We start from the raw sequence: 19,168 nt of genomic DNA on the forward strand, positions 1-19,168 counted from the left end.
TTTGCACCTGCCCAAAGCCGCCGCCCCGCTGGCAAACGCTCGGCTTCGCGCGTACTTGGCGGGCAACGCGGCTTCGGCTGTTGGCACCTGGGCGCAACGTGTGGTGCTGCTATGGCTCGCCTGGGAGATGACAGAGTCGAGCTTCATGCTAGGGCTCATGGCAATGGCGGACCTACTGCCATCGATGGTCGTGGCTCCCTTTGCAGGCACATTGGTCGATAGACAAGATAAAATTCGCCTAGCCTTGTGGCTGCAGCTTCTCTCAATAGCACCGCCTTGCATTATGCTGATTGCCATAATGGCCGAGCTTGTCAGCCCGGCAATGTTGCTAATCGTGGCTGGATTAACTGGCATCCTGAGCGGATTCGATCACCCAACGCGTATGGTCGTTGTCGGCAGCATCGTCCCTAAAGAAGATGTGCCTGGAGCGATAGCGATCAACTCCATGGTGTTTAACCTTGCGCGGATGTTAGGTCCAGCTGCCGCTGGCATGGCGCTAACGCTGGGAGCACTTTGGTCAGTCTTCTTATTTAATATCATTAGCTATTTGCTCTTTGCACGGATACTAGCGCGGCTTTCCCGGTCAGAAAATACTAGCCAAAGGCGAGAGTTTGGAGGTTTCGAGGGGTCGACGGAAGGCAAACTCAGCCACTCAACATGGTCAGCAGTAATACATGCACTGACTGGACATCACAAGCTCTTGCTGCTGTTCTTCGCCCTTCTAGCGCTATGTTATAGGCCTATTTTCGAATTATTACCGGCTTTTGCCGGTCAGGTCGTTATTGGAGAAGCAGCAACAGCAAAAGCCTTCTCTTTAATGACGTCGGCTCAAGGGCTCGGCGCGTTAGGCGGAGGGTTGATGACTTCCCTCTTACTGACAAAAGGCTCTCCTCTCTCACTGGCCATAGGCTTCGGACTATCGGCGGTATTGGCATGCGGATTCTTTCTGATTAGCCATGTGTTATGGGCAGCATTATTAGCACTCGCATTTTTGTCAGGGGCCATCCTTGCCAATGGGGTGTGTACGCAAGTTGTTCTACAGACACAGGTGCCAGAGTCGGTGAGAGGAAAAGTGCTGTCACTCTATACAATGATCTTTCGAGGCCTACCAGCGATGGGGGCTATGGCAGCCGGACTAATCGCCGAGAATACATCCAACCGCGTCATCTTCGGCTTGAGTAGCTTACCAATAGTAGCAATGTTGCTCGTGCTGCTAGTGGCTCTAAACAAGGATCGTAAAAGCTGAGTGACTCATAGACCTCAAATATGTAGAAAACTTCAAATCCGCATAACTTTAATAAATAAATTATTATGAGTTACTAAATAACTTGTAAAACCTCATCACAGACCAAGCTAATGCACCTCTTTTGTTACGCACTAGCGGGTTTCAATTAAGCTCGTTCCCCGTTCCGACATTGCCTCCACCCACTGCAGAACATATAGATTAATATCGCCTGAGGCATATTTTTCATCTATTTGCTAAGCCATACCAATAAACTACAACTAAAGCGGCATATACAAGGCCACAAAAACACGATTCTTAAATAAAGAAATTCTACATCTTTCTTCAAGAAAAACGCGCTTTATACAGAAAGCCTTTTCATGTTCAACTTCTTCCAGAAGCACTCTTACCAATAGCTTAAATGCCATTGGTTCGTGTCTCTTCGATTATAGATCAATAACTAACAATATGAACAAACCCGAGCAAAACTCCAAAATGCGCTGTACCGGATGTTCCTCGAACGGTAGAGACATAACAACGATTAATGAGGTATCGATATGAAAGCCTTGAAGCCCTCTTTAGTAACTAGCCTACTCGTCATGGGTATAGCCACGACAGGTGCTACTCAAGCCGCTGATTGGACCGGCTACACCTATTCGGCGGTCTCCACCACTGCGGCAGTGAAGGGAATGGAGCGCATCACAGACCGTGCTGAAGCTGAAACAGAAGACCTATCGATCACGCTGCATTTAGGAAAGACACTGCAGATCGCCTCCAGCGATATTACCCAGGCTGTCGGCAATGGCTTTATCGATTTCTCGGCCGATCTGTTTTTCTCCGGCAACGTGCCCATAGCGCGTATCCTCAACCTGCCAATGCTGATCCAGAACGATGAGGAGTGGGATAAAGCCTACGCGGCCATGGCTCCCTATCTCACGCAAGGCTTCGCCGAGCAGGATGTCACCTTTCTGGGCGCTTATCGCTACCCGCAACAAGTCATTTTCACCTCGTTCGAGATCGACTCCCTCGACGATCTCGAAAATCATAGGATCCGCGTGACCTCACCCGAGCAGGGTGCCTTCGTCGAGGCCTTTGGAGGCGCGCCGATCACCCTATCCGGCTCTGAGGTTCCAACTGCCCTGGAGCGTGGCGTAATTGATGGTGTGCTGACAGCCAGTGCGGGTGGTGCAAAAAACTGGCACGAGTTCCTCGACTACAACTACCGCTTACCGGTGAACTACGCCTATAGCGCCATTATCGCCAATACCAACGCCTACGAGTCGCTGAGCGAAGCCGATCGCGAGACCTTCGCCACCATCATCAGAGAGGAGGCTTCTAACATCACCGAGGCCTTCCTTATAGACGAGCAGGCCCAAAAAGAAGCTCAGGCGGACGCTGGCATGACCATCGTTGAAGCAAGTGACGCAGATACTGTCAAGGCCCAGGAAGCCCTCGCCCCGTTCTGGCAGGAATGGGCCAGCGAAGCCGGCCCTGAGCATGAACAGGCACTGCAGGATGTGCTCACAGCGCTCGGCAAGTGATTGATCTTTTTTGAGGATCTCAACATGTCTACCCCCCAACATGAAACAACAAAAGGGCCGGCCTCCGCCGGCCCCATCTTTGACGTACTCTCCGCTATTGTGCGCATTCTCGCCAGCGCTGGACTAATAACGCTAACGATATTGGTCGTCGCCGAGATCGGATCACGGTTGCTTTTCAACAGCTCCCTCCATGTAGTGGAGGAGCTCTCCGGCTACTTGGTTATCGCCACCACTCTGTTCGGCGCTAGCCTAGCGATCAGGAACAATGCATTGTTTCAGGTCGGTTTTATATACGAAACCTTGCCGCCTCGAGTCAGACAAGTGCTTGGTCTGGTGTACGTCGTGCTAGCCATGGGAATTTGCGGCGTGCTCGCCTGGCACTCCTTCCTGCTCGTCATGAGTTCGTTTGCACGCGGCAACGTGGCACCCACCGCCCTGATGACACCGCTTTGGATCCCACAGATGCTGCTGCCTGTGGGCCTGTCCGTGATGACCCTGTTCCTGTTAGAGCGTGCCTTGCTGCAACTAGGCATCGGAGGACAACGCTGATGGATGCAATCATTGCCTTTTTCGTCTTGCTGCTACTGATCCTCGGCGGTCTTTGGGTGCATTTCGCTGTAGGAGCCGCGGCCCTTGGGTATCTGTGGCTGATGAAGGGATTCGCTGGCTGGAATGCCCTTGGAATGGTTAGCTGGGGGGCATCCAACAGCTTCACTCTAGCCGCCATTCCGCTGTTCATCTTGATGGCGGAAATCCTACTCGGCAGCGGCCTAAGTGGTCGGCTTTATAACGGCGTCGCACCCTTCATGCGCCGCCTTCCGGGCGGACTACTACATACCAACATATTGGGCAGCGGCATTTTCGCCGCCGTCGCTGGCGGCAGCGCTCCCACAGCCGCAGCCATGTCGACCGTGGCCCTGCCAGCCCTATCCGCACGGGGCTACCAGAAGCGTATCATCGCTGGCTCACTGGCCGCCGGTGGCACCCTGGGCATATTGATTCCGCCCTCGATCACGATGATCATTTACGCCACCTTCACCGAGACCTCCATCGCCAAGCTGTTCGCGGCCGGACTGGTACCGGGTATTCTCCTGGCTGGCTGCTACAGCCTGTTTATTGCCGTGCGCTCGCTACTCAATCCCTCGCTGGTGCCACGTGACACCACCCAGTTGCGGCTTTCAGACTATATAAAGGCGGCCCTTGATGTTGTGCCGTTCATGATATTGATCGGCTTGGTGCTGGGCAGTATCTATGCGGGCATCGCCACGCCTACTGAGGCCGGTGCTGTTGGCGTAGTTGGTGCAGTAGTGATCGCTGCCGCCTACCGTCGGCTCAGCTTGAGCATATTAAGCAAGGCCATCTCGCGAACCCTGGTCATGAGCGGCAACGTGCTATTTATCGTCTTTATTTCAATGATTTTCGCCTACGCCACCGCGCTATCCGGCGTCGGCGAGGATCTGGTTAGCTGGGTGTCCGAAGCGGACATGTCGCCGTTCGCTTTTCTCATAATCTTGCTGGTCACCTTCGCCATCCTCGGCTGCTTTATGGAAGGTCTAGGCATGATCGCGATCATTGTGCCGGTCATCTTTCCAGTGCTGATGGCGATGAATATCGATCCAGTGTGGTTTGGCGTGTTCGTGGTCATCCTGGTCGAACTCGGCCAACTGACGCCGCCACTGGGCATCATCCTGTTCGTGGTCGCAAGTTCGGACCCCACCGTTAAAGTCGAAGACGTCGTCATGGGTGTGCTGCCCTTCTTCCTGATCATCCTGGCCTTCCTGATTCTGCTGATCTGGTTCCCCGACATCGCCCTGTGGCTCCCTAACAAGACCTTTGGAGGTTGAACATGGCATTCCCCTATCCCGACCCGATGCTGATTGAGGCCGAGGTTTTCACTAAGCTGCCGACGTCACTGAGAAGATCCGGCCAACGCTCTTACTGGGCGGATCGCAACCGGCGCGGAGCGCTAGTCGACAGCTTCATTGAGGGCCCATCCTTCGATCTTGAGGGCAACCTGTGGTTCGTTGACATTCCCTTTGGTCGTATATTCCGCGCTTCACCTAACGGCGCCGTCGAGCAGATCACCGAGTACGAAGGTCAGCCTAACGGCCTGAAGTTCAACGCCGCGGGACACATCTATATTGCCGATTTTCGTAACGGCATTATGCAGCTGAATCCGAACACCGGCGAAGTGACCACGGCGCTGGGCGATGCTGACACCGAGGGCTTCAAGGGCTGCAACGACCTGCACTTCGGCCCTGACGGTTCGCTGTACTTCACCGATCAGGGCCAAACCGGCTTGCAGGATCCCACCGGTCGTGTCTACCGCTGGCACCCGGACAGCGGTCGGCTGGACTGCCTTATCGACAAAGTGCCGAGCCCCAACGGGCTGGTGCTCGATAAAGCTGGCCATGCACTCTACGTGGCAGTGACCCGTGCCAATGCTGTCTGGCGTCTGCCGATCTCGGACAGCGGGCGAGTGGTGAAGGCCGGGCTATTCCTGCAGTTTTCCGGTGGTCGCGCAGGACCGGACGGCCTGGCGTTGACCGAGGATGGCGGCGTAGTGGTCTGTCAGACGGGCATGGGGCTGGTTTGGGTGCACGATGCGCTCGGTGTGCCAATTGCCGTGGTGAGATCCCCTCGTGGGCTCGGCACCACCAACTGCGCCTTCGGTGGGCCGGAGGGCCGTACACTCTTCATCACCGAGTCTGACACTGGCTCTATTCTGCGCGCTGAGCTGCCCGTCGGCGGCTTTCCCATGGCCTCCGGCTGGGGTATGTGATGCTGGCGACGAAGCCGCAGCCCGATGGCAGCTTCCTCGCCTCCTGTTCCAGTGCGTCGCAGAGCAATGAACCAACAGAGCGAGGAATCCGTGTCGACCCAACGGAATCACCAAGACAGTGACGATGCCGCCACCGAGCGACCCTGGCGCCGACGCCCCGCCGTAGACTCACCGAACCCGCCGCCGCGGCCGGACTGGCTCGCCCGAGTAATGGAGCCCTCGCTGGCCCCGGAACAGGAGATCGTCGATGCCCACCACCATCTGTGGGACCGGCGCGGCTTTCGCTATCTGCTCGAGGAGTTCGTCGACGACATCGGCGACAGCGGCCATCGGGTGACCGCCTCAGTCTATGTGCAATGCCGGACGATGTACCGCGCCGGCAGCCCAGAGGCCTATCGCCCGGTCGGTGAGGTCGAGTTCGTGCGCGGGATCTCCGCCCAAGCGCGCAGCGGCCACTACGGCCCCACCGATGTGGCGGCAGGCATCGTTGGCCATGCCAACCTGCTGCTGGGCGCTGACGTCGCGCCGGTGCTCGAGGCGCTGATGGAAGCCGGCGGCGGGCGCTTTCGCGGCGTGCGCGTGCCGGTCGCCGCGCATCCCGACCCGGCCGTGCGCTCCAACCCCGTGCCAGCGCCAGAGGGGCTGATGGTCAGCACGGCCTTCATTCAGGGCGCGCGGGAATTGGCCCGCCGCGGCCTGTCGCTGGACGTGTGGGCCTACCAGACCCAGCTCGACGAAGTGGTTACCCTGGCGCGGCGCGTGCCGGAACTGACGATCGTGGTCAATCACGCCGGCGGACCTCTGGGCGTCGGATCCTATCCCAGTCCTCATAGTGACCATAACTCGATCCATCGCCAGGCCTGGCGCGACGGCTTGGCGCAACTGGCCGAACTCCCCAATGTGATGCTCAAGATCGGCGGCTTTGGCATGCCGATCATGGGCTTCAGCTTCAACACAGGAAAGACGCCACCGAACTCACAGCACCTTGCCGATGCCATCGCCCCCGACGTAGACGCCTGCATTGAGCGCTTTACACCATCGCGTTGCATGTTGGAGAGCAACTTCCCTGTCGATAAGGGCAGTATCTCCTACGGCGTGCTGTGGAATGCCTATCACCGACTCACCGCCTCCTGGAGCCAGGAGGAACGCAACGCCGTGTTTCACGACACGGCTACACGGGTCTACCGGCTACCCGCCGGTTCCTGACCTAACTAACCGCGCCGTTAAAGAGCCATGGCCGCAAGTTCAACAACAATATCGGAGTACGCCAACATGAAACAACGTTTTTTAAGCTTGTCCCTCGCCGCTGTCGCGTCGACTTCCCTCCTGGCCGGCGCCAGCCTCGCTCAAGCCGACTATCCCGACAGACCGATCAACTTGGTGGTCGGCTACTCCGCCGGTGGCGGCACGGACGTCATGGCCCGCACAGTCGCCAAGTATCTGGAGGAGCAGTTGGGCGACGGCGCCACGGTGGTGGTTAAGAACATGCCTGGCGCGGGCGGCCAGATCGGATTTTCGGCGCTAGCCTCGGCCAGTCCAGACGGCTACACGATTGGCACTATGAACCTGCCAGCTGCCCTGGCACTGACCTATGACCGCGACGCCGACTACGACCTGAACAGCTTTACCTGGCTGGCCAACGTGGTCGCCGACCCCAACACCCTGGTGGTGCCGAAGGAATCGAACATCACCTCGGTGGAAGAACTGATCGCCGCAGCCCGGGATGCCGACGGCATGATGCCGGTAGGCCTGTCCGCGCTGGGTGGCAATGATCACTTCTCCGCCATCCAGTTCGCCGAGACTGCCGACGTCGAGTTGAACTATGTGCCGTTCAACGGCGCCGCCCAGGCTCGCAGCGCGCTGATGGGCGGCCATGTGGCCATGGCCACCATGGCCTTCAGCCAGACCGTAGGCTTCGAGGACGAGCTGCGCGTGCTGGCCGTGCTATCCGATGAGCGCCTGGAACAGGCCCCGGACGTACCGACGGCCAGCGAGCTCGGCTTCGACATCGAGATGGGCTCATTCCGCGGTCTGGCCGCGCCGTCCGATCTGCCGGACGGCGTCCGCGCCGCGCTGCTGGGCGCCCTTGAGGAGATGGCCGAAGACGCTGACTTCCGCGCCGACATGGCTAAGCAGGGCAACCCGCTTAGCGTAATCTACGGCGACGACTACCACGACCTGGCCGAGGCCCAGGACGAGGTGGCTCGGCGCATCTGGGAAGAAACGCCCTGGAAATAATCTCATTTAACAGACCGACGCGAGGCACTGCTGTCCCGCGCCGGTTTACCTCTACTTCAACCCCCGGCGCACCTGCCTCACTCAATACATGGTCACACTGAATTACTCCCCCCCGACCATAGTCGTAAGCCCTTTACTGGCCGTTCGTCATGGCATTAGCGGCCAACCCCGATGACATGGGCTTTATAAGCTCTCCTCTCAACAGATACAGAAAAACTTACTACATAGTTAAACATTATTCGCTTTTATCAAGTAATTCTGTACTGTTCACTGCACTAGACGGGCTTTGCCTTTTAGACCATCCGTGAATATAAACGGGAGTACAACAACATGAACACTAAGTTTTCGACCATCGCCGCCACTCTTTGCCTCGCTAGCATTGCCTCGACTCAGGCCCTCGCCGACTACCCCGAGAAAAGGATAGACCTGATCGTCGGTTATGCGGCAGGTGGTGGAACTGACGTGATGGCCCGCACCGTTGCGCCTTTCCTTGAGCAGTACCTTGGCGACGACGCTACGGTCGTAGTGAAAAATATGCCCGGCGCCAGCGGCCAGATCGGCGTCACCGCCACAGCCCAAGCCGAGCCCGATGGCTACACTATCGGCACCTACAACCTGCCCGGCATGATGGCCCGAACCCTTGACCGCGACGCCGACTACGACGCCGATAGCTTCACCTACCTGGCCAACGTGGTAGACGATCCCAACGTGATCGTCACACCTAAGAACAGCGACATTGACAGCATGGAAAAACTGGTCGCTGCAGCCCAGGAACGTGATGGCGCCATCACCGTCAGCATGTCAAGCCTCGGCGGCGATGATCACTTCTTCCTGATTCGGCTCTCCGAGGAGACCGACGCTGAATATACCATCGTTCCCTTCTCGGGCTCCGCGCCAGCACGTAGTGCTCTCATGGGCGGCCATGTCGCGATGGGGATCATCAACTTGTCGGAGGTGATCAACTTCCGTGACGAGCTAAATGTGCTGGGCATTGCAACCAACGAACGCTCTGAACTACTAGAAGGTGTGCCGACCTTTACCGAGCAAGGCTACAACCTTGTTAACGGTGCGTTGCGTGGATTTATTGCCCCCTCCGGCCTGCCGGAAGAGGTCGAGGCCAGTCTGATTAGTGCCTTCGAGAAGTCCTACGAGGATCCAAAATTTCAAGAGGCTATGCTCAAATCTGGGAATCCTACCAGTCTGACGACAGGAGATGATTTTCAAGCACTCAACGCAGAGCAGCTTGAACTGGCCGAGCGTGTTTGGGAAACCTCACCCTGGAAATAAATTGAGTGGCCGGGGTGTTCAATCACCCCGGCCGACCATGGTCAGACCCCTTCCTCACGCCCCGTAATAAGATAAACGTCTCCTCCACCATGTCACTCGACTCGCTTGGTGGTAGACGCTCTACGAGCAAGTCAGCCAGAGAATAGAACATGAAACAGACCACTTCAGGGCAAGGACCTCATCCCGACCTCATCACCGGTATCGCCATCATCGTTGTCTCAGGGTTTCTTCTGCTACGCACACCCGACATGCCGACCATGAGTTCGATGCTGCCTATAACAATGCTGAGCACGCTAATCGGGCTCTCTGTATTAATGATCTTACGGGTTTTCATCGCCACTCGAAGCGAGCGTTTTAAAGCCCCGCGACTCAAAGTCTTCGAAAATTTGCCGCGCTTTCTCGGCATCGTCGTGGCCATTGGGCTCTACGTGGCCGGCGTGAGCTTGATCGGCTTTTACACAACCACCGCGGTTATGGTGCCTTTGGTAGCGTGGTGCTTCGGCTATCGGGATATCAAGCGGTTGCTGCTGGCGGACCTGATATTCACCGGAGGCTTGGCGATAATTTTTGCCTTGCTGATGGGTCAGTATCTCCCCACTGAATTCTTCATACGCTGAACGAGGGCTGACACATGTATGGAAGTTTGATTGATGCACTCCCAGCGGTGCTGTCTCTCGGCAATTTCGCCGCTGTCGTGCTCGGCGTCATAACAGGCATCTGTATTGGTGCCTTGCCCGGGCTCAGCGCCACCATGGCAATCTCGGTACTGATTCCCTTCACCTTTGGCATGGATCCACTGGTGGCACTCGGCATGATGGCCGGTATCTATAACGGCGCCATGTACGGTGGTGCTATTCCCGCGGTGCTGCTGCGCATTCCCGGCACCCCCGCCGCCGTAGCCACCAGCTTCGACGGCTACCCAATGGCCCAGCAAGGCAGGGGCGGCTATGCGCTTCAGGTCTCAGTGGTGTCATCCGCCATCGGCGGCATCGTCTCGGCTATCGTGCTCATGCTATTGGCCCCGCCGCTGGCCAAGGTAACGCTGCTGTTTGGCCCCGCCGAGGTTTTCTGGGTCGCTGTCTTCGGCCTCTCGGCCATCGTCTTCCTGCTCGGCGGCGACGTCCTCAAGGGCTTGTTGAGCGCCTGTTTCGGCGTTTTCGTCTCGCTGGTCGGGCTAGACTCCATCTCCGGTTATGACCGCTACACCTTCGGCCATCTGGAGTTACTCGACGGTATCAACATCGTGGTGCTGCTCGTCGGGCTCTACGCCATACCGCCGGCAATCGCTCTCCTGGAGGAAGTCGTGGATGTCGACACCTCCACGGCCACAAAGCTCAATACGACGAGCCTCTGGAAGGCCTTTCCGAGCATGCTGAGATTCTGGAAGACTTGGCTGCGCTCTTCGGTGATCGGCGTGTTCGTCGGCATCCTGCCAGGCGCTGGCGGATCAATGGCGGCCTTTCTCAGCTACAACGAAGCACGTCGCGCATCCAGTAATCCCGACGAATGGGGAAAGGGCGAACCCGAGGGCGTAGCGGCCTCCGAGACCGCCAACAACGCCGATACCGCCTCGGCACTGATTCCCGCCTTGACGCTCGGCATCCCCGGCACCGCGGTGGCTGCGGTGATGCTCGGTGGCCTGATGATCCACGGTCTGCAACCTGGCCCGATGCTCTTCCGTGACAACCCCGACATTGTGTTCGGCTTCATGTGGCAGTTCCTGTTCGCCGCTATCTTGTTGATCGTGCTCGGCGGTGCCTTGGCCACCAATAGCTTTGCCCAAGTGTTACGCCTACCGCGCCCGCTGCTTGGTGCCTTCATCATCACCTTAGTGGTTGTAGGGGTTTACTCGATCAATGGCCGAATGTTCGATGTCTACTTGATGTTAGGCTTTGGCTTAATTGGCTACTTTATGGACAAACTGAAGTTCCCATTACCCCCCGTCGTATTAGGACTGATTCTCGGCGGCTTCGCTGAGCAGAACTTGCGACTGGCTCTGCGTATTGGTGGCGGCGATTGGACAGCCTTGGCAGCGAATACAACGTCGAAGGTGCTTATTGTCATGATTCTTCTTGTCATTCTTATGCCACTCATTTCACGACTGTCCCGCCTCAAGAAGAGCCAGTCGACAGCACCATAAGACCCAATGAATAAATTATGCCCTTCAACCTAAATGGCATGAAAGCGCGGCGCTCCCAGCCGCGCTGTTCTTTTGGTTGCACCTGACATGGAGTGCCTCCTCAGTTCACCGGCAAGTGAGTGTCTGTTTGGTGAGCAATATTGGGGCGTCATGCATCACTAAGGAATGAGATCCAATTAATTGAAATAGTCAAAACAGTTGCTGACTTAACTTTATTCTGGCTACCTTCAACTTTGTTGGATCAGGCGATCGTCGACCGTTATTTTCACTTCGACATCTGAATAAGTTGGCAACCGCGTTTGCAATTAGTGTCTATGCACTCTCTCAAGAATGCTCAATAGAAATGATACGAATAGCCTTAGATTCGCCACTAAGCCGAGAATAGCCCTCTTCCTGGCATGGTTTAATGCTGATGTGTGAGTATCAGCCAGTCTCGCCGCCGCACACCTTAAACTTCTTCCCATTACAACAAATTAGGTGTCAGTTCAAATCAGGCCTGCAGCGTTTTATAGTTAAGAGTTTAACTGTTGCCCGGAGGATCGCCGCTGCCAAAGCTTTATCCCAATCGCCATAATCACCCAAGTCACCAGCGCCGCAATCACATCGTCTAACACAATGCCAAAGCCGCCATGGACATACTCTGCCAAATGAATCGGCGGCGGCTTCAATCCATCGAAGAAACGATAAACACCGAATGCTATCGCCATGACCAGCGGATGACGCGCAGCGGCTAAGCCTATTACCGCTAGCGGAAAGGCAACGTACTCATCGGCAACGATACTGCCATGATCCAAACCGTCATAGTGCCAGGCAGCGACGTGGCAAACTGGCACTGCTAGTACCAGCAAAACAGCGATGATGGAGCCCTGCTGAACCAGCGGGCGGCTCAATAACCACCACGCCAAGGGAATGCCCAGCAGCGAGCCAAAAGTACCTGGCGCCACCGGCGCTAGCCCCAGCCCAAAGCCGGTGGCTATCCAAAAATTAACCGTATCGAGCATTAACCCGCCTGCTGCGCTTGGCGCTCAAGTTCAGCGGTCATCTCTTTGGGTAAGTTGAGGGCACTGCCCAACTGGTCAAGCCAGGCGCGCTCCATGGGGTTTTGGTCGTCAGTCACGGCCACGCTAATAAGGTACATTTCCCGCGCCGCCTGGGGGGAATCGGCTTCCCGAGCCAACGCCTGAGCATCCAACGGTGCTTTTAGCTGCCTCTCAACCCAGTTAAGCATCTCCTGGTCAGCCCCTAGCGCATCGATCTGTTCGGTAATCAGCGCCTGCTCCTGCTCATCAATATGCCCATCGGCTCGGGCGGCCATAATCATCGCCTGCAGTAACTCCAGGCTGCGGCGCTCCTGATACTCACCGCTAAGCACTTCTACCCGCTCGCCCTCTGACGCAGCTTGGGCAGTATTTTGCTGGGTATTGCCATTTTTCGCCGCTTGGGAGCTCTGCCACGCCTTCCAGGCCAGCACGCCAACGCCCGCAATGGCGCCGTATTTCAGCGCTTTGCCGCCCATACTACGGCCGCGTTTGGAACCCACTAACATGCCCATGGCGCCACCGCCGAGCAGGCTTTTCATATCAAAACCGCTGGAGGAGCCGCCTTTACTGCTACTACCGCCCAACTGCTTTGAAAGCCCGCTCAACATGCCTTTAACATCAACCCCACTGCTGCTGCCGCCCTTCTGGCTGCCACCGGCTTGCTGCATAAGCTGCTGTAAAATCTTGCTTGCGTTCATCCTTGTACTCCTAAGAAACTATTATATTGAGTGCGCGCTTGATGTTTTAACCACGTTATAGAACATGCTGTATGAACGCAGCATGAACTAACCTCCAGACATTAAAGAAGCGCGCCCTTCACTTCTACCGTGCTGCCTTGTCGGCTGGCACGCACGTCTATACGGACTGGCATTTGCTCTTTCAGTTCGCTGACATGAGAGATCACTCCGATCATACGTCCGCCCATTTGCAGCTCGCTGAGCATGGCGATGGCTTGATCCAGAGCATCCTGATCAAGGCTACCAAAGCCTTCATCGATAAATAGCGTATCCAACTGAATGCCGCCAGCATACGCTTGCACCACATCCGAAAGCCCCAGCGCCAACGACAGCGCCGCCATAAATGACTCGCCGCCGGAAAGTGTTGCCACCGAACGGTTCTTGCCGGTATAGGTATCGGCTACATCGAGCTCCAGGCCTGACGCTTTATTGCCTTTTGAGGGATCTTCCCGGCGCACCAACTGATAGCGCCCGCGGCTCATACGCACCAGCCGCTCGGAGGCTTGAATCAACACGTCATCCAGCAACACGCCCAACACAAAGCGCTGCAAACTGATGCGATGCCCGGTGCGGCCGTTGGCGACTTCACTGAGCGTGCCCCACAGCTGGTACTGGGCTTCCAGTTCGGCCTGGGCGGCGTGGGCCGCGGCTAGCTTTTGGTGAATGCCTTTGAGCGTGGTTAACCTGCCGTCAAGCGTTCGCCACGCCTCTAACTGGGTATTCTCTTCCGCTTGAGCAGCCTCGGTTACCTGTGTCAACGCAGCGAGATCTGGCGGCGTTTTATCCGCCAGCTGGGTTTGATAACTCTGCAGCGCGCCTTCCAGTTCAGCCAGGCGCTGTTGATACGCTTCGACTTGATGAGCCAGCTCTTGCTGCTGGGTGTCGTTTAACTGCGCCATCTGGAATGCCGCATCATCCTCGAAGGGGCTGGCCTGCAGCGCCGCTAGCCACTCGGTTTGCGCCTGCGCTTGCTCCTGTTGGCGATGCTCGACGCGTTCGCTAGCGCCGCGTAACTGCTCTTCCGCCCTTGCCAGCTGGGTTTGAGCGATCGATAGCGCCTGCTGAGCGCTCTCCCAGGCTTTTTCAAGCTGTGCAATCTGACGCTCCAGCTCGGCGAGGGTTCGGCGCATGGCCTCTGGGTCACGGGCCTCTTCCGGCAGCGATTGACTCAACTGGTCGCGCTGGCTCTCCAAACGCAACGCCTCTTCTTTAGACTTTTCAACTTCTGGCCGCTGGGCTTTCAGCTGCTTATCCAGCGCGCCCCACTCCCGGCGCAGCGCGTCACGGGCAGCGGTTTGCTGGCTAATTTCACCCTCAACGCTTTCCCGCCGCTGCGCTTGGCGACGCAATTCTTCGCAGGCATTGTGCAGTTCCATGAGCGCTTGGTTCGCCCACTCGCCCAGATGCTGGCTAAGCCGCTGAATCTGCTCTGCGTTGTGGCTAATCTGCTGGGCGAGCTGATGGTGATGACGTTCAGCGGCTTGCTGCGCCTGTCGGCTTTTTTCCAGGGCAGCGCGCGCCGTGTCTACCTGCGCTTGGGTAACGATAGCTGCGTTTTGAGCCGCTGGAGCTGGGTGGTCACGGCTGCCACATACCGGGCATGGGGCATCCACTTCAAGGCTAAGCGCCAACAGTGCAGCCTGCCCCTGGTGCCAGCGCATCTCCTGCTCTGTGGCATGACGCTGCGCTTGCGCTGCTTCGCTTTGCTGGTGGCTGAGTGCGTCCGTTGCCTGCTGCTGTTGGACGGTTAATTCCCGCCCCTGCCGGGTCAGCGCGTCCAGCTCTTGGCGCTGCTTGAGTAGGCTTGCATGGCGGCTTAGCTCCGCGGGGGCGCTGGCCAGTTGCTGGAACTCCAGCTGCAAACGCTCAAGGTTCACGCCAATGGCTTCGCCTTGATGACGAATACTCTCTAGCTGGGCCTCATCGCGCTTTAGCGCAGCATCGGCTTGTTGCCAGGCGGCCTGCGCCGTTTGAAAACGCGCCTGCAGCTCGCTTAACTGCTGACCTTTGTGGATAAACTCCCCCAACTGGCGATACCGATTCCGCAGCGCGGGGAGTTCCGCCTGGCGTTGTCGTGCCACTTCTAGCGCTTGCTGCGCCTGTTCTGCGTTAGTGCGCTGGCTGGTTAACCCGGCTTGCGCCTGGCGCTGCTCTGCTTGAGCGGCAGCTAACGCCTGCTGCGCTTGGGCGAGCGCAGTGCTCTGCGGGCGCAGCGCCTGAGCGCGGGCGCTTTGCGCTAAACGCCCTTTAATGCTTTCTATGTGGGCCTGCTGCTCAAGATGACGAGCTTTATCCGTCGCAAGCGACTCCCGGGCCGCAAATTGGCGCTGCAGCGCCTGGGCTTCGTCGCGCTGCTGTTCGGCCTGACGGCGCTGCTGCTGGGCGGTATCAAAGCGTAGCCGCGCCTGTTCAACCTGAGGTGTCAGCGCCTCTTGCTCTTGCGCTAGTGCGGCTTCGCTTTCCAGCTCACCACCGGCGAGAATGCCGCTGATATGCTGGCGGTGGTCGTTTACCGCCCGTTCGATTTGATTGGCCTGGGTACGCAGGCGCTCTTCAATACGCTGAAAAATCTGCGTTTGAAATAATTGAGAAAAGATTTTCTCGCGATCTTTTGAATCTGCTATCAGCAACTCGCGAAACTTCCCCTGGGGTAGCACCATGACCTGACGGAACTGGTTAGCATCCAGGCCGATCAGGGTTTGCAGTTCTGCGGTGGCATCGTTGACCTTGCGTGCTACCAGGCAGGTTTCCTGCTCACCCTCCGTGTTCAAACGCCACAGCTGGGCTTCCGCGTTATGGGTGGTGGTGCCTTCGCCGCGCGCTTTGGGGCGCTCCTGCTGGGGCACGCGACGCACCCGGTAATCAACGCCACGTAAGCGAAAATCCAGCGTGACTTCGGTCAGCAGCGTGGCATTGGCCTGGTCGCAGCGCATCTGGGTAGGGTCGCGCTCATTGCCGGTGGTTTGGCCGTAGAGCGCGAAACACAGCGCATCGAGAATCGAGCTTTTACCGGCGCCGGTAGGCCCGTTAATCAGAAACAGCGGGCTTCTACCCAGCGCGGTGAAATCGATAGTTTCAGAACCGGCAAAAGGCCCAAACGCCTGCATGGTGAGGACTAATGGCGTCATTGCTGGGCCTCATCGCGCTGCAGTTGGGTAATTAACGCTGCCATGGCGCTTGCCTGTTGTTCGCTCATGGCTTCTCCGCTGGTTTGATTAAAGAAGTCGCTGAACATATCCAGGGCATCAAAGCGCTGCCGGTCGCGATCAAGCTGCTGTTTACCTCGTGCGTCCAGCATGCCGGGCTTCTCCAGATGCAGTACGTTGGGATACACATCGCGCAGCTTGCCCATGGGGTCGAGAATGGCGTGGCGATCAGTAAGCCGCACCAGCAGGTAGTCATCGGCGTGTGGGTCTGTTCGCCCCTGGGCGATCAAGGTACCAATCTCGCCCTCTAATACGCGCACTTCACGGCTGGGTATCAGCGGGATCTGTTCGATCTGGGTGACGCCGGACGCGTCGATATCCACCAGCGTGACGCCTTTGCGCTGATTGGCTTCGGAAAAGCTGTATTTGAGCAGCGAGCCGCTGTAGCGGATATGCTCACCGCCGCGATACTGCGGGCCGTGGAGATGGCCAAGCGCCACGTAATCAAAGCCTTGCATCGGCTCCCAGGCGACGCTTTCGGCGCCGCCCAGGGTCAGCGGGCGCTCGGAATCAGAAGCGCTGCCGCCATCCACAAAGCAGTGGCTCATCAACACACAGGGGCGCGTAGGGTGGCGCTGCTCGCTAATGCGCTCAACCAGATAGCGGTGGGCACCGTCAAAATCGCGCACCTCAACGTTGAACTGGCTGCGCACATGCTCGGGATCAGCGTAGGGGATACCGAACACATCGACTTCAACACCTTCAATAGTCAGTGTGACGGGTGTGTAAAAATCAGCTAAGTCGGAAAGGATATGCAGCCCTGCTTGGCGGAGGTGGCGCGCGCCGAAACGAAGCCGCTCGGCACCGTCGTGGTTGCCCGAAATCATGATCACCGGCAGTTTACGCTCCTCGCAGAGCGCGTGGAGCACCTCATCCAGCAGCGTTACCGCCGCCGAGGGGGGTACCGAGCGGTCGTAGATATCGCCCGCAATCAGCACCGCATCGACGTTTTCGCGATCGATGATCTCAATAAGTTGGTCAAGCACATGGCGCTGATCATCCAACAACGAAAGGTTGTGGAACAGCCGTCCCAAGTGCCAATCGGCGGTATGAAGTAGACGCATAACAAGCTCAGCAAAAAGTGTGTAGCGGCATGATAACAACCCGACACTCAATCTACTTATAAAACGCCATCTACCCACAAAAAAGCCCCGCACGCAGGCAGGGCTATCAGTACGAGTTGGCGCTATTAACGACGGAATGCGTCAGGGTAGCTAGTGAGATCAACGCCCCACATGACCGGCAGCAGGAAGTACACTGCTGCCACAATCAGCAACATGGCGATGATGTTGATCCAGAAGCCGGTGCGCACCATCTCGATAATTTTCAGTTTGCCAGTGGCGAAGATGATTGCGTTGGGCGGAGTACCTACTGGCAGCATAAAAGCACAGTTGGCGGCCATGGCGGCGGGCACCATCAGCACGAAGGGGTGGATATCCAGTGCCAACGCCAGCGATGCCAACACCGGCAAAATCATGGTCGCCGTGGCGGTATTCGAGGTGATTTCGGTTAAGAACAGCACCATCCCGGTCGCCAGCAGGATGACCAGTAGGAAGTTGGCGCCTTCCAGCACGCTCATTTGCCCACCAATCCACTCTGCCAGGCCGGAAGAGCCGAAGCCTGCAGCGATCGCTAAACCACCCCCGAACAGCAGCAGAATGCCCCAGGGAACGTCTTTCGCCACATCCCAACCCAGCAGGCAGCCACCCTTATTTTTGGAAGGAATCAAAAACAGCAGTAGCGCGGCAACAATCGCGATCATGGTGTCATTGATACCAGGGATATTGATGATCTGGCCTTGCCACAAGAACGAGCGAGTGATCCACATAAAAGCCGCAAACAAGAAAACCGCCAGCACCGCTTTTTCTTCGAAGCTGGTGTTACCCAAGGCCGCTTTTTCTTTGTTTATAAGTTCTCTGCCACCCGGCAGGTGACTAAATTCGATGCGGAAAAACACCCGCGTCAGTAGTAGCCAAGTGCTGAACAGCAGCACCACTACCACAGGGAAAGCAAACATAAGCCAACCGGCAAAAGAAATCTCGATGCCAAACAGCTGATTCACAATCGCGGCAAGAATAATATTGGGTGGGGTACCAATTAGCGTGCCCAAACCACCAATGGTACCGCCGTAGCCGATACCAAAAATCAGCGCTTTGCTGAACTTATCGATTTCGGCGCTGTGGTCGCCGTCACTTTTCGCCAGCTCTTGGCTAACCTGGTACACGATAGCGGTACCGATGGGCAGCATCATCATGACCGAGGCGGTGTTGGAGACCCACATCGACAAAAAGCCGGTCGCGGCCATAAAGCCAAATACAATACTGTTAATACTGGTGCCCAGCACGGCAATAATCGACAGCGCAATACGCTTGTGTAGATCCCACCTTTCCATTGCCAGCGCGATCATAAAACCGCCTAGAAATAGGAAAATAATCGGATTACCGTAAGCAGCGGTCACCGTATTGCCATCCAGCGCGCCGGTTATCGGCAATAGCACAATGGGCAGCAACGAGGTCGCGGGTATAGGAATGGCTTCGGTGATCCACCATACGGCTACCCACAGGGTGGTGGCGAGCACCATGCGCCCTTCAAAGCTTAAGTCTTCAGGGTGAAAAAACATCACTACAAAAGCGAACAACAGCGGGCCAAGCAGCAGGCCAATCTTCTGAGGAGTCGTATAGGCAGGCGGCTTAGGTTGAGGGGTAGGATTGCGCTTGGCATTGGAAGCCGCGGCATTGGCGGCCCCACCCGTTGGCAGCGCGCACATCAATAGGTTTTTGGCTTGGTAGTGGGAATGCCATAGCTGATCCCATACCGTCATCAGGGCAGTTTTATGCATACAATTTGCGCCACTTACGGTCAGAGTGAAAAGAACACATCGAGGGTCGGCATCCAGGTAAATAAGCCACCCGATGGGTAACGCGGAACCTTCTTTGGCGCCATTTATTAACTGCAATAAGCAATTAGTCCAGTCA

At 57.0% G+C, this 19,168-nt stretch carries 15 protein-coding genes; 10 read left to right on the plus strand and 5 right to left on the minus strand.

The window, feature by feature from the left end; genetic code table 11:
* The first annotated feature begins 1 nt into the window (after position 1).
* The 10 genes from J7J49_RS08595 to J7J49_RS08640 all read left to right on the plus strand — a co-directional run bounded on the left by J7J49_RS08595 (position 2) and on the right by J7J49_RS08640 (position 11,210).
* Positions 2–1,246 carry an MFS transporter gene (locus J7J49_RS08595; protein ID WP_215091798.1) on the plus strand — a complete coding sequence of 415 codons (1,245 nt, stop codon included), beginning with the start codon at positions 2–4 and terminating at the stop codon, positions 1,244–1,246.
* A gap of 533 nt (positions 1,247–1,779) precedes the next feature.
* Positions 1,780–2,763 (plus strand): TRAP transporter substrate-binding protein DctP, encoded by a 984-nt coding sequence (gene dctP / locus J7J49_RS08600; RefSeq protein ID WP_215091800.1) that lies wholly within the window; start codon positions 1,780–1,782, stop codon positions 2,761–2,763.
* A gap of 24 nt (positions 2,764–2,787) precedes the next feature.
* Complete coding sequence (locus tag J7J49_RS08605; RefSeq protein WP_215091802.1) at positions 2,788–3,312, plus strand: TRAP transporter small permease; 525 nt, start codon at positions 2,788–2,790, stop codon at positions 3,310–3,312.
* On the plus strand, positions 3,312–4,607 hold the full coding sequence (locus tag J7J49_RS08610; RefSeq protein ID WP_251048215.1) for a TRAP transporter large permease: 1,296 nt from the start codon (positions 3,312–3,314) through the stop codon (positions 4,605–4,607). The genes J7J49_RS08605 and J7J49_RS08610 overlap by 1 nt, the downstream gene beginning before the upstream one ends.
* Before the next feature lie 2 nt (positions 4,608–4,609).
* The gene (locus J7J49_RS08615) at positions 4,610–5,545 is read left to right on the plus strand and encodes an SMP-30/gluconolactonase/LRE family protein (protein ID WP_251048216.1); all 936 of its coding nucleotides are present in this window, start codon (positions 4,610–4,612) and stop codon (positions 5,543–5,545) included.
* A gap of 210 nt (positions 5,546–5,755) precedes the next feature.
* Positions 5,756–6,751 carry an amidohydrolase family protein gene (locus J7J49_RS08620; protein WP_064235788.1) on the plus strand — a complete coding sequence of 332 codons (996 nt, stop codon included), beginning with the start codon at positions 5,756–5,758 and terminating at the stop codon, positions 6,749–6,751.
* A 66-nt stretch (positions 6,752–6,817) separates the two neighbouring features.
* Positions 6,818–7,783, plus strand: a complete 966-nt coding sequence (locus tag J7J49_RS08625) for a Bug family tripartite tricarboxylate transporter substrate binding protein (RefSeq protein WP_251048217.1) — start codon at positions 6,818–6,820, stop codon at positions 7,781–7,783.
* Positions 7,784–8,113: 330 nt separating this feature from the next.
* Positions 8,114–9,070, plus strand: a complete 957-nt coding sequence (locus J7J49_RS08630; RefSeq protein WP_215091807.1) for a Bug family tripartite tricarboxylate transporter substrate binding protein — start codon at positions 8,114–8,116, stop codon at positions 9,068–9,070.
* 149 nt (positions 9,071–9,219) lie between these two features.
* Positions 9,220–9,687 carry a tripartite tricarboxylate transporter TctB family protein gene (locus tag J7J49_RS08635; protein WP_215091809.1) on the plus strand — a complete coding sequence of 156 codons (468 nt, stop codon included), beginning with the start codon at positions 9,220–9,222 and terminating at the stop codon, positions 9,685–9,687.
* Between the two features lie 14 nt (positions 9,688–9,701).
* Positions 9,702–11,210 carry a tripartite tricarboxylate transporter permease gene (locus tag J7J49_RS08640; RefSeq protein ID WP_215091811.1) on the plus strand — a complete coding sequence of 503 codons (1,509 nt, stop codon included), beginning with the start codon at positions 9,702–9,704 and terminating at the stop codon, positions 11,208–11,210.
* 512 nt (positions 11,211–11,722) lie between these two features.
* On the opposite strand, the gene J7J49_RS08645 is transcribed toward J7J49_RS08640, so the two are convergent.
* The 5 genes from J7J49_RS08645 to J7J49_RS08665 all read right to left on the minus strand — a co-directional run bounded on the left by J7J49_RS08645 (position 11,723) and on the right by J7J49_RS08665 (position 19,014).
* Entirely contained in the window at positions 11,723–12,211 is a 489-nt protein-coding gene (locus J7J49_RS08645; RefSeq protein ID WP_215091813.1) for a phosphatidylglycerophosphatase A family protein, read from the minus strand.
* Positions 12,211–12,948, minus strand: coding sequence for a tellurite resistance TerB family protein (locus tag J7J49_RS08650; protein ID WP_215091815.1), 738 nt, complete (start codon positions 12,946–12,948; stop codon positions 12,211–12,213). Before J7J49_RS08650 ends, J7J49_RS08645 begins: the two co-directional genes overlap by 1 nt.
* 101 nt (positions 12,949–13,049) lie before the next feature.
* Complete coding sequence (locus tag J7J49_RS08655; protein WP_215091817.1) at positions 13,050–16,115, minus strand: SbcC/MukB-like Walker B domain-containing protein; 3,066 nt, start codon at positions 16,113–16,115, stop codon at positions 13,050–13,052.
* Positions 16,112–17,257, minus strand: coding sequence for an exonuclease SbcCD subunit D (locus J7J49_RS08660; RefSeq protein WP_215091819.1), 1,146 nt, complete (start codon positions 17,255–17,257; stop codon positions 16,112–16,114). Before J7J49_RS08660 ends, J7J49_RS08655 begins: the two co-directional genes overlap by 4 nt.
* Positions 17,258–17,382: 125 nt before the next feature.
* A complete protein-coding gene (locus J7J49_RS08665; protein WP_064234454.1) occupies positions 17,383–19,014 on the minus strand; it encodes a DASS family sodium-coupled anion symporter in 1,632 nt (543 codons plus the stop codon).
* Between the last annotated feature and the right edge of the window lie 154 nt (positions 19,015–19,168).

It is taken from the genome of Halomonas sp. ISL-56 (genome assembly GCF_018612805.1).
Classification (GTDB): domain Bacteria; phylum Pseudomonadota; class Gammaproteobacteria; order Pseudomonadales; family Halomonadaceae; genus Vreelandella.

What these genes read in the sequence shown, in the direction of transcription:
- J7J49_RS08650 (WP_215091815.1), bottom strand. Translation starts at nt 12,948, where the DNA reads ATGAACGCAAGCAAGATTTTACAGCAGCTTATGCAGCAAGCCGGTGGC.
- J7J49_RS08665 (WP_064234454.1), bottom strand. Translation starts at nt 19,014, where the DNA reads ATGACGGTATGGGATCAGCTATGGCATTCCCACTACCAAGCCAAAAAC.
- J7J49_RS08645 (WP_215091813.1), bottom strand. Translation starts at nt 12,211, where the DNA reads ATGCTCGATACGGTTAATTTTTGGATAGCCACCGGCTTTGGGCTGGGG.
- dctP (WP_215091800.1), top strand. Translation starts at nt 1,780, where the DNA reads ATGAAAGCCTTGAAGCCCTCTTTAGTAACTAGCCTACTCGTCATGGGT.
- J7J49_RS08660 (WP_215091819.1), bottom strand. Translation starts at nt 17,257, where the DNA reads ATGCGTCTACTTCATACCGCCGATTGGCACTTGGGACGGCTGTTCCAC.
- J7J49_RS08605 (WP_215091802.1), top strand. Translation starts at nt 2,788, where the DNA reads ATGTCTACCCCCCAACATGAAACAACAAAAGGGCCGGCCTCCGCCGGC.
- J7J49_RS08620 (WP_064235788.1), top strand. Translation starts at nt 5,756, where the DNA reads ATGGAGCCCTCGCTGGCCCCGGAACAGGAGATCGTCGATGCCCACCAC.
- J7J49_RS08655 (WP_215091817.1), bottom strand. Translation starts at nt 16,115, where the DNA reads ATGACGCCATTAGTCCTCACCATGCAGGCGTTTGGGCCTTTTGCCGGT.
- J7J49_RS08610 (WP_251048215.1), top strand. Translation starts at nt 3,312, where the DNA reads ATGGATGCAATCATTGCCTTTTTCGTCTTGCTGCTACTGATCCTCGGC.
- J7J49_RS08640 (WP_215091811.1), top strand. Translation starts at nt 9,702, where the DNA reads ATGTATGGAAGTTTGATTGATGCACTCCCAGCGGTGCTGTCTCTCGGC.
- J7J49_RS08625 (WP_251048217.1), top strand. Translation starts at nt 6,818, where the DNA reads ATGAAACAACGTTTTTTAAGCTTGTCCCTCGCCGCTGTCGCGTCGACT.
- J7J49_RS08635 (WP_215091809.1), top strand. Translation starts at nt 9,220, where the DNA reads ATGAAACAGACCACTTCAGGGCAAGGACCTCATCCCGACCTCATCACC.
- J7J49_RS08615 (WP_251048216.1), top strand. Translation starts at nt 4,610, where the DNA reads ATGGCATTCCCCTATCCCGACCCGATGCTGATTGAGGCCGAGGTTTTC.
- J7J49_RS08630 (WP_215091807.1), top strand. Translation starts at nt 8,114, where the DNA reads ATGAACACTAAGTTTTCGACCATCGCCGCCACTCTTTGCCTCGCTAGC.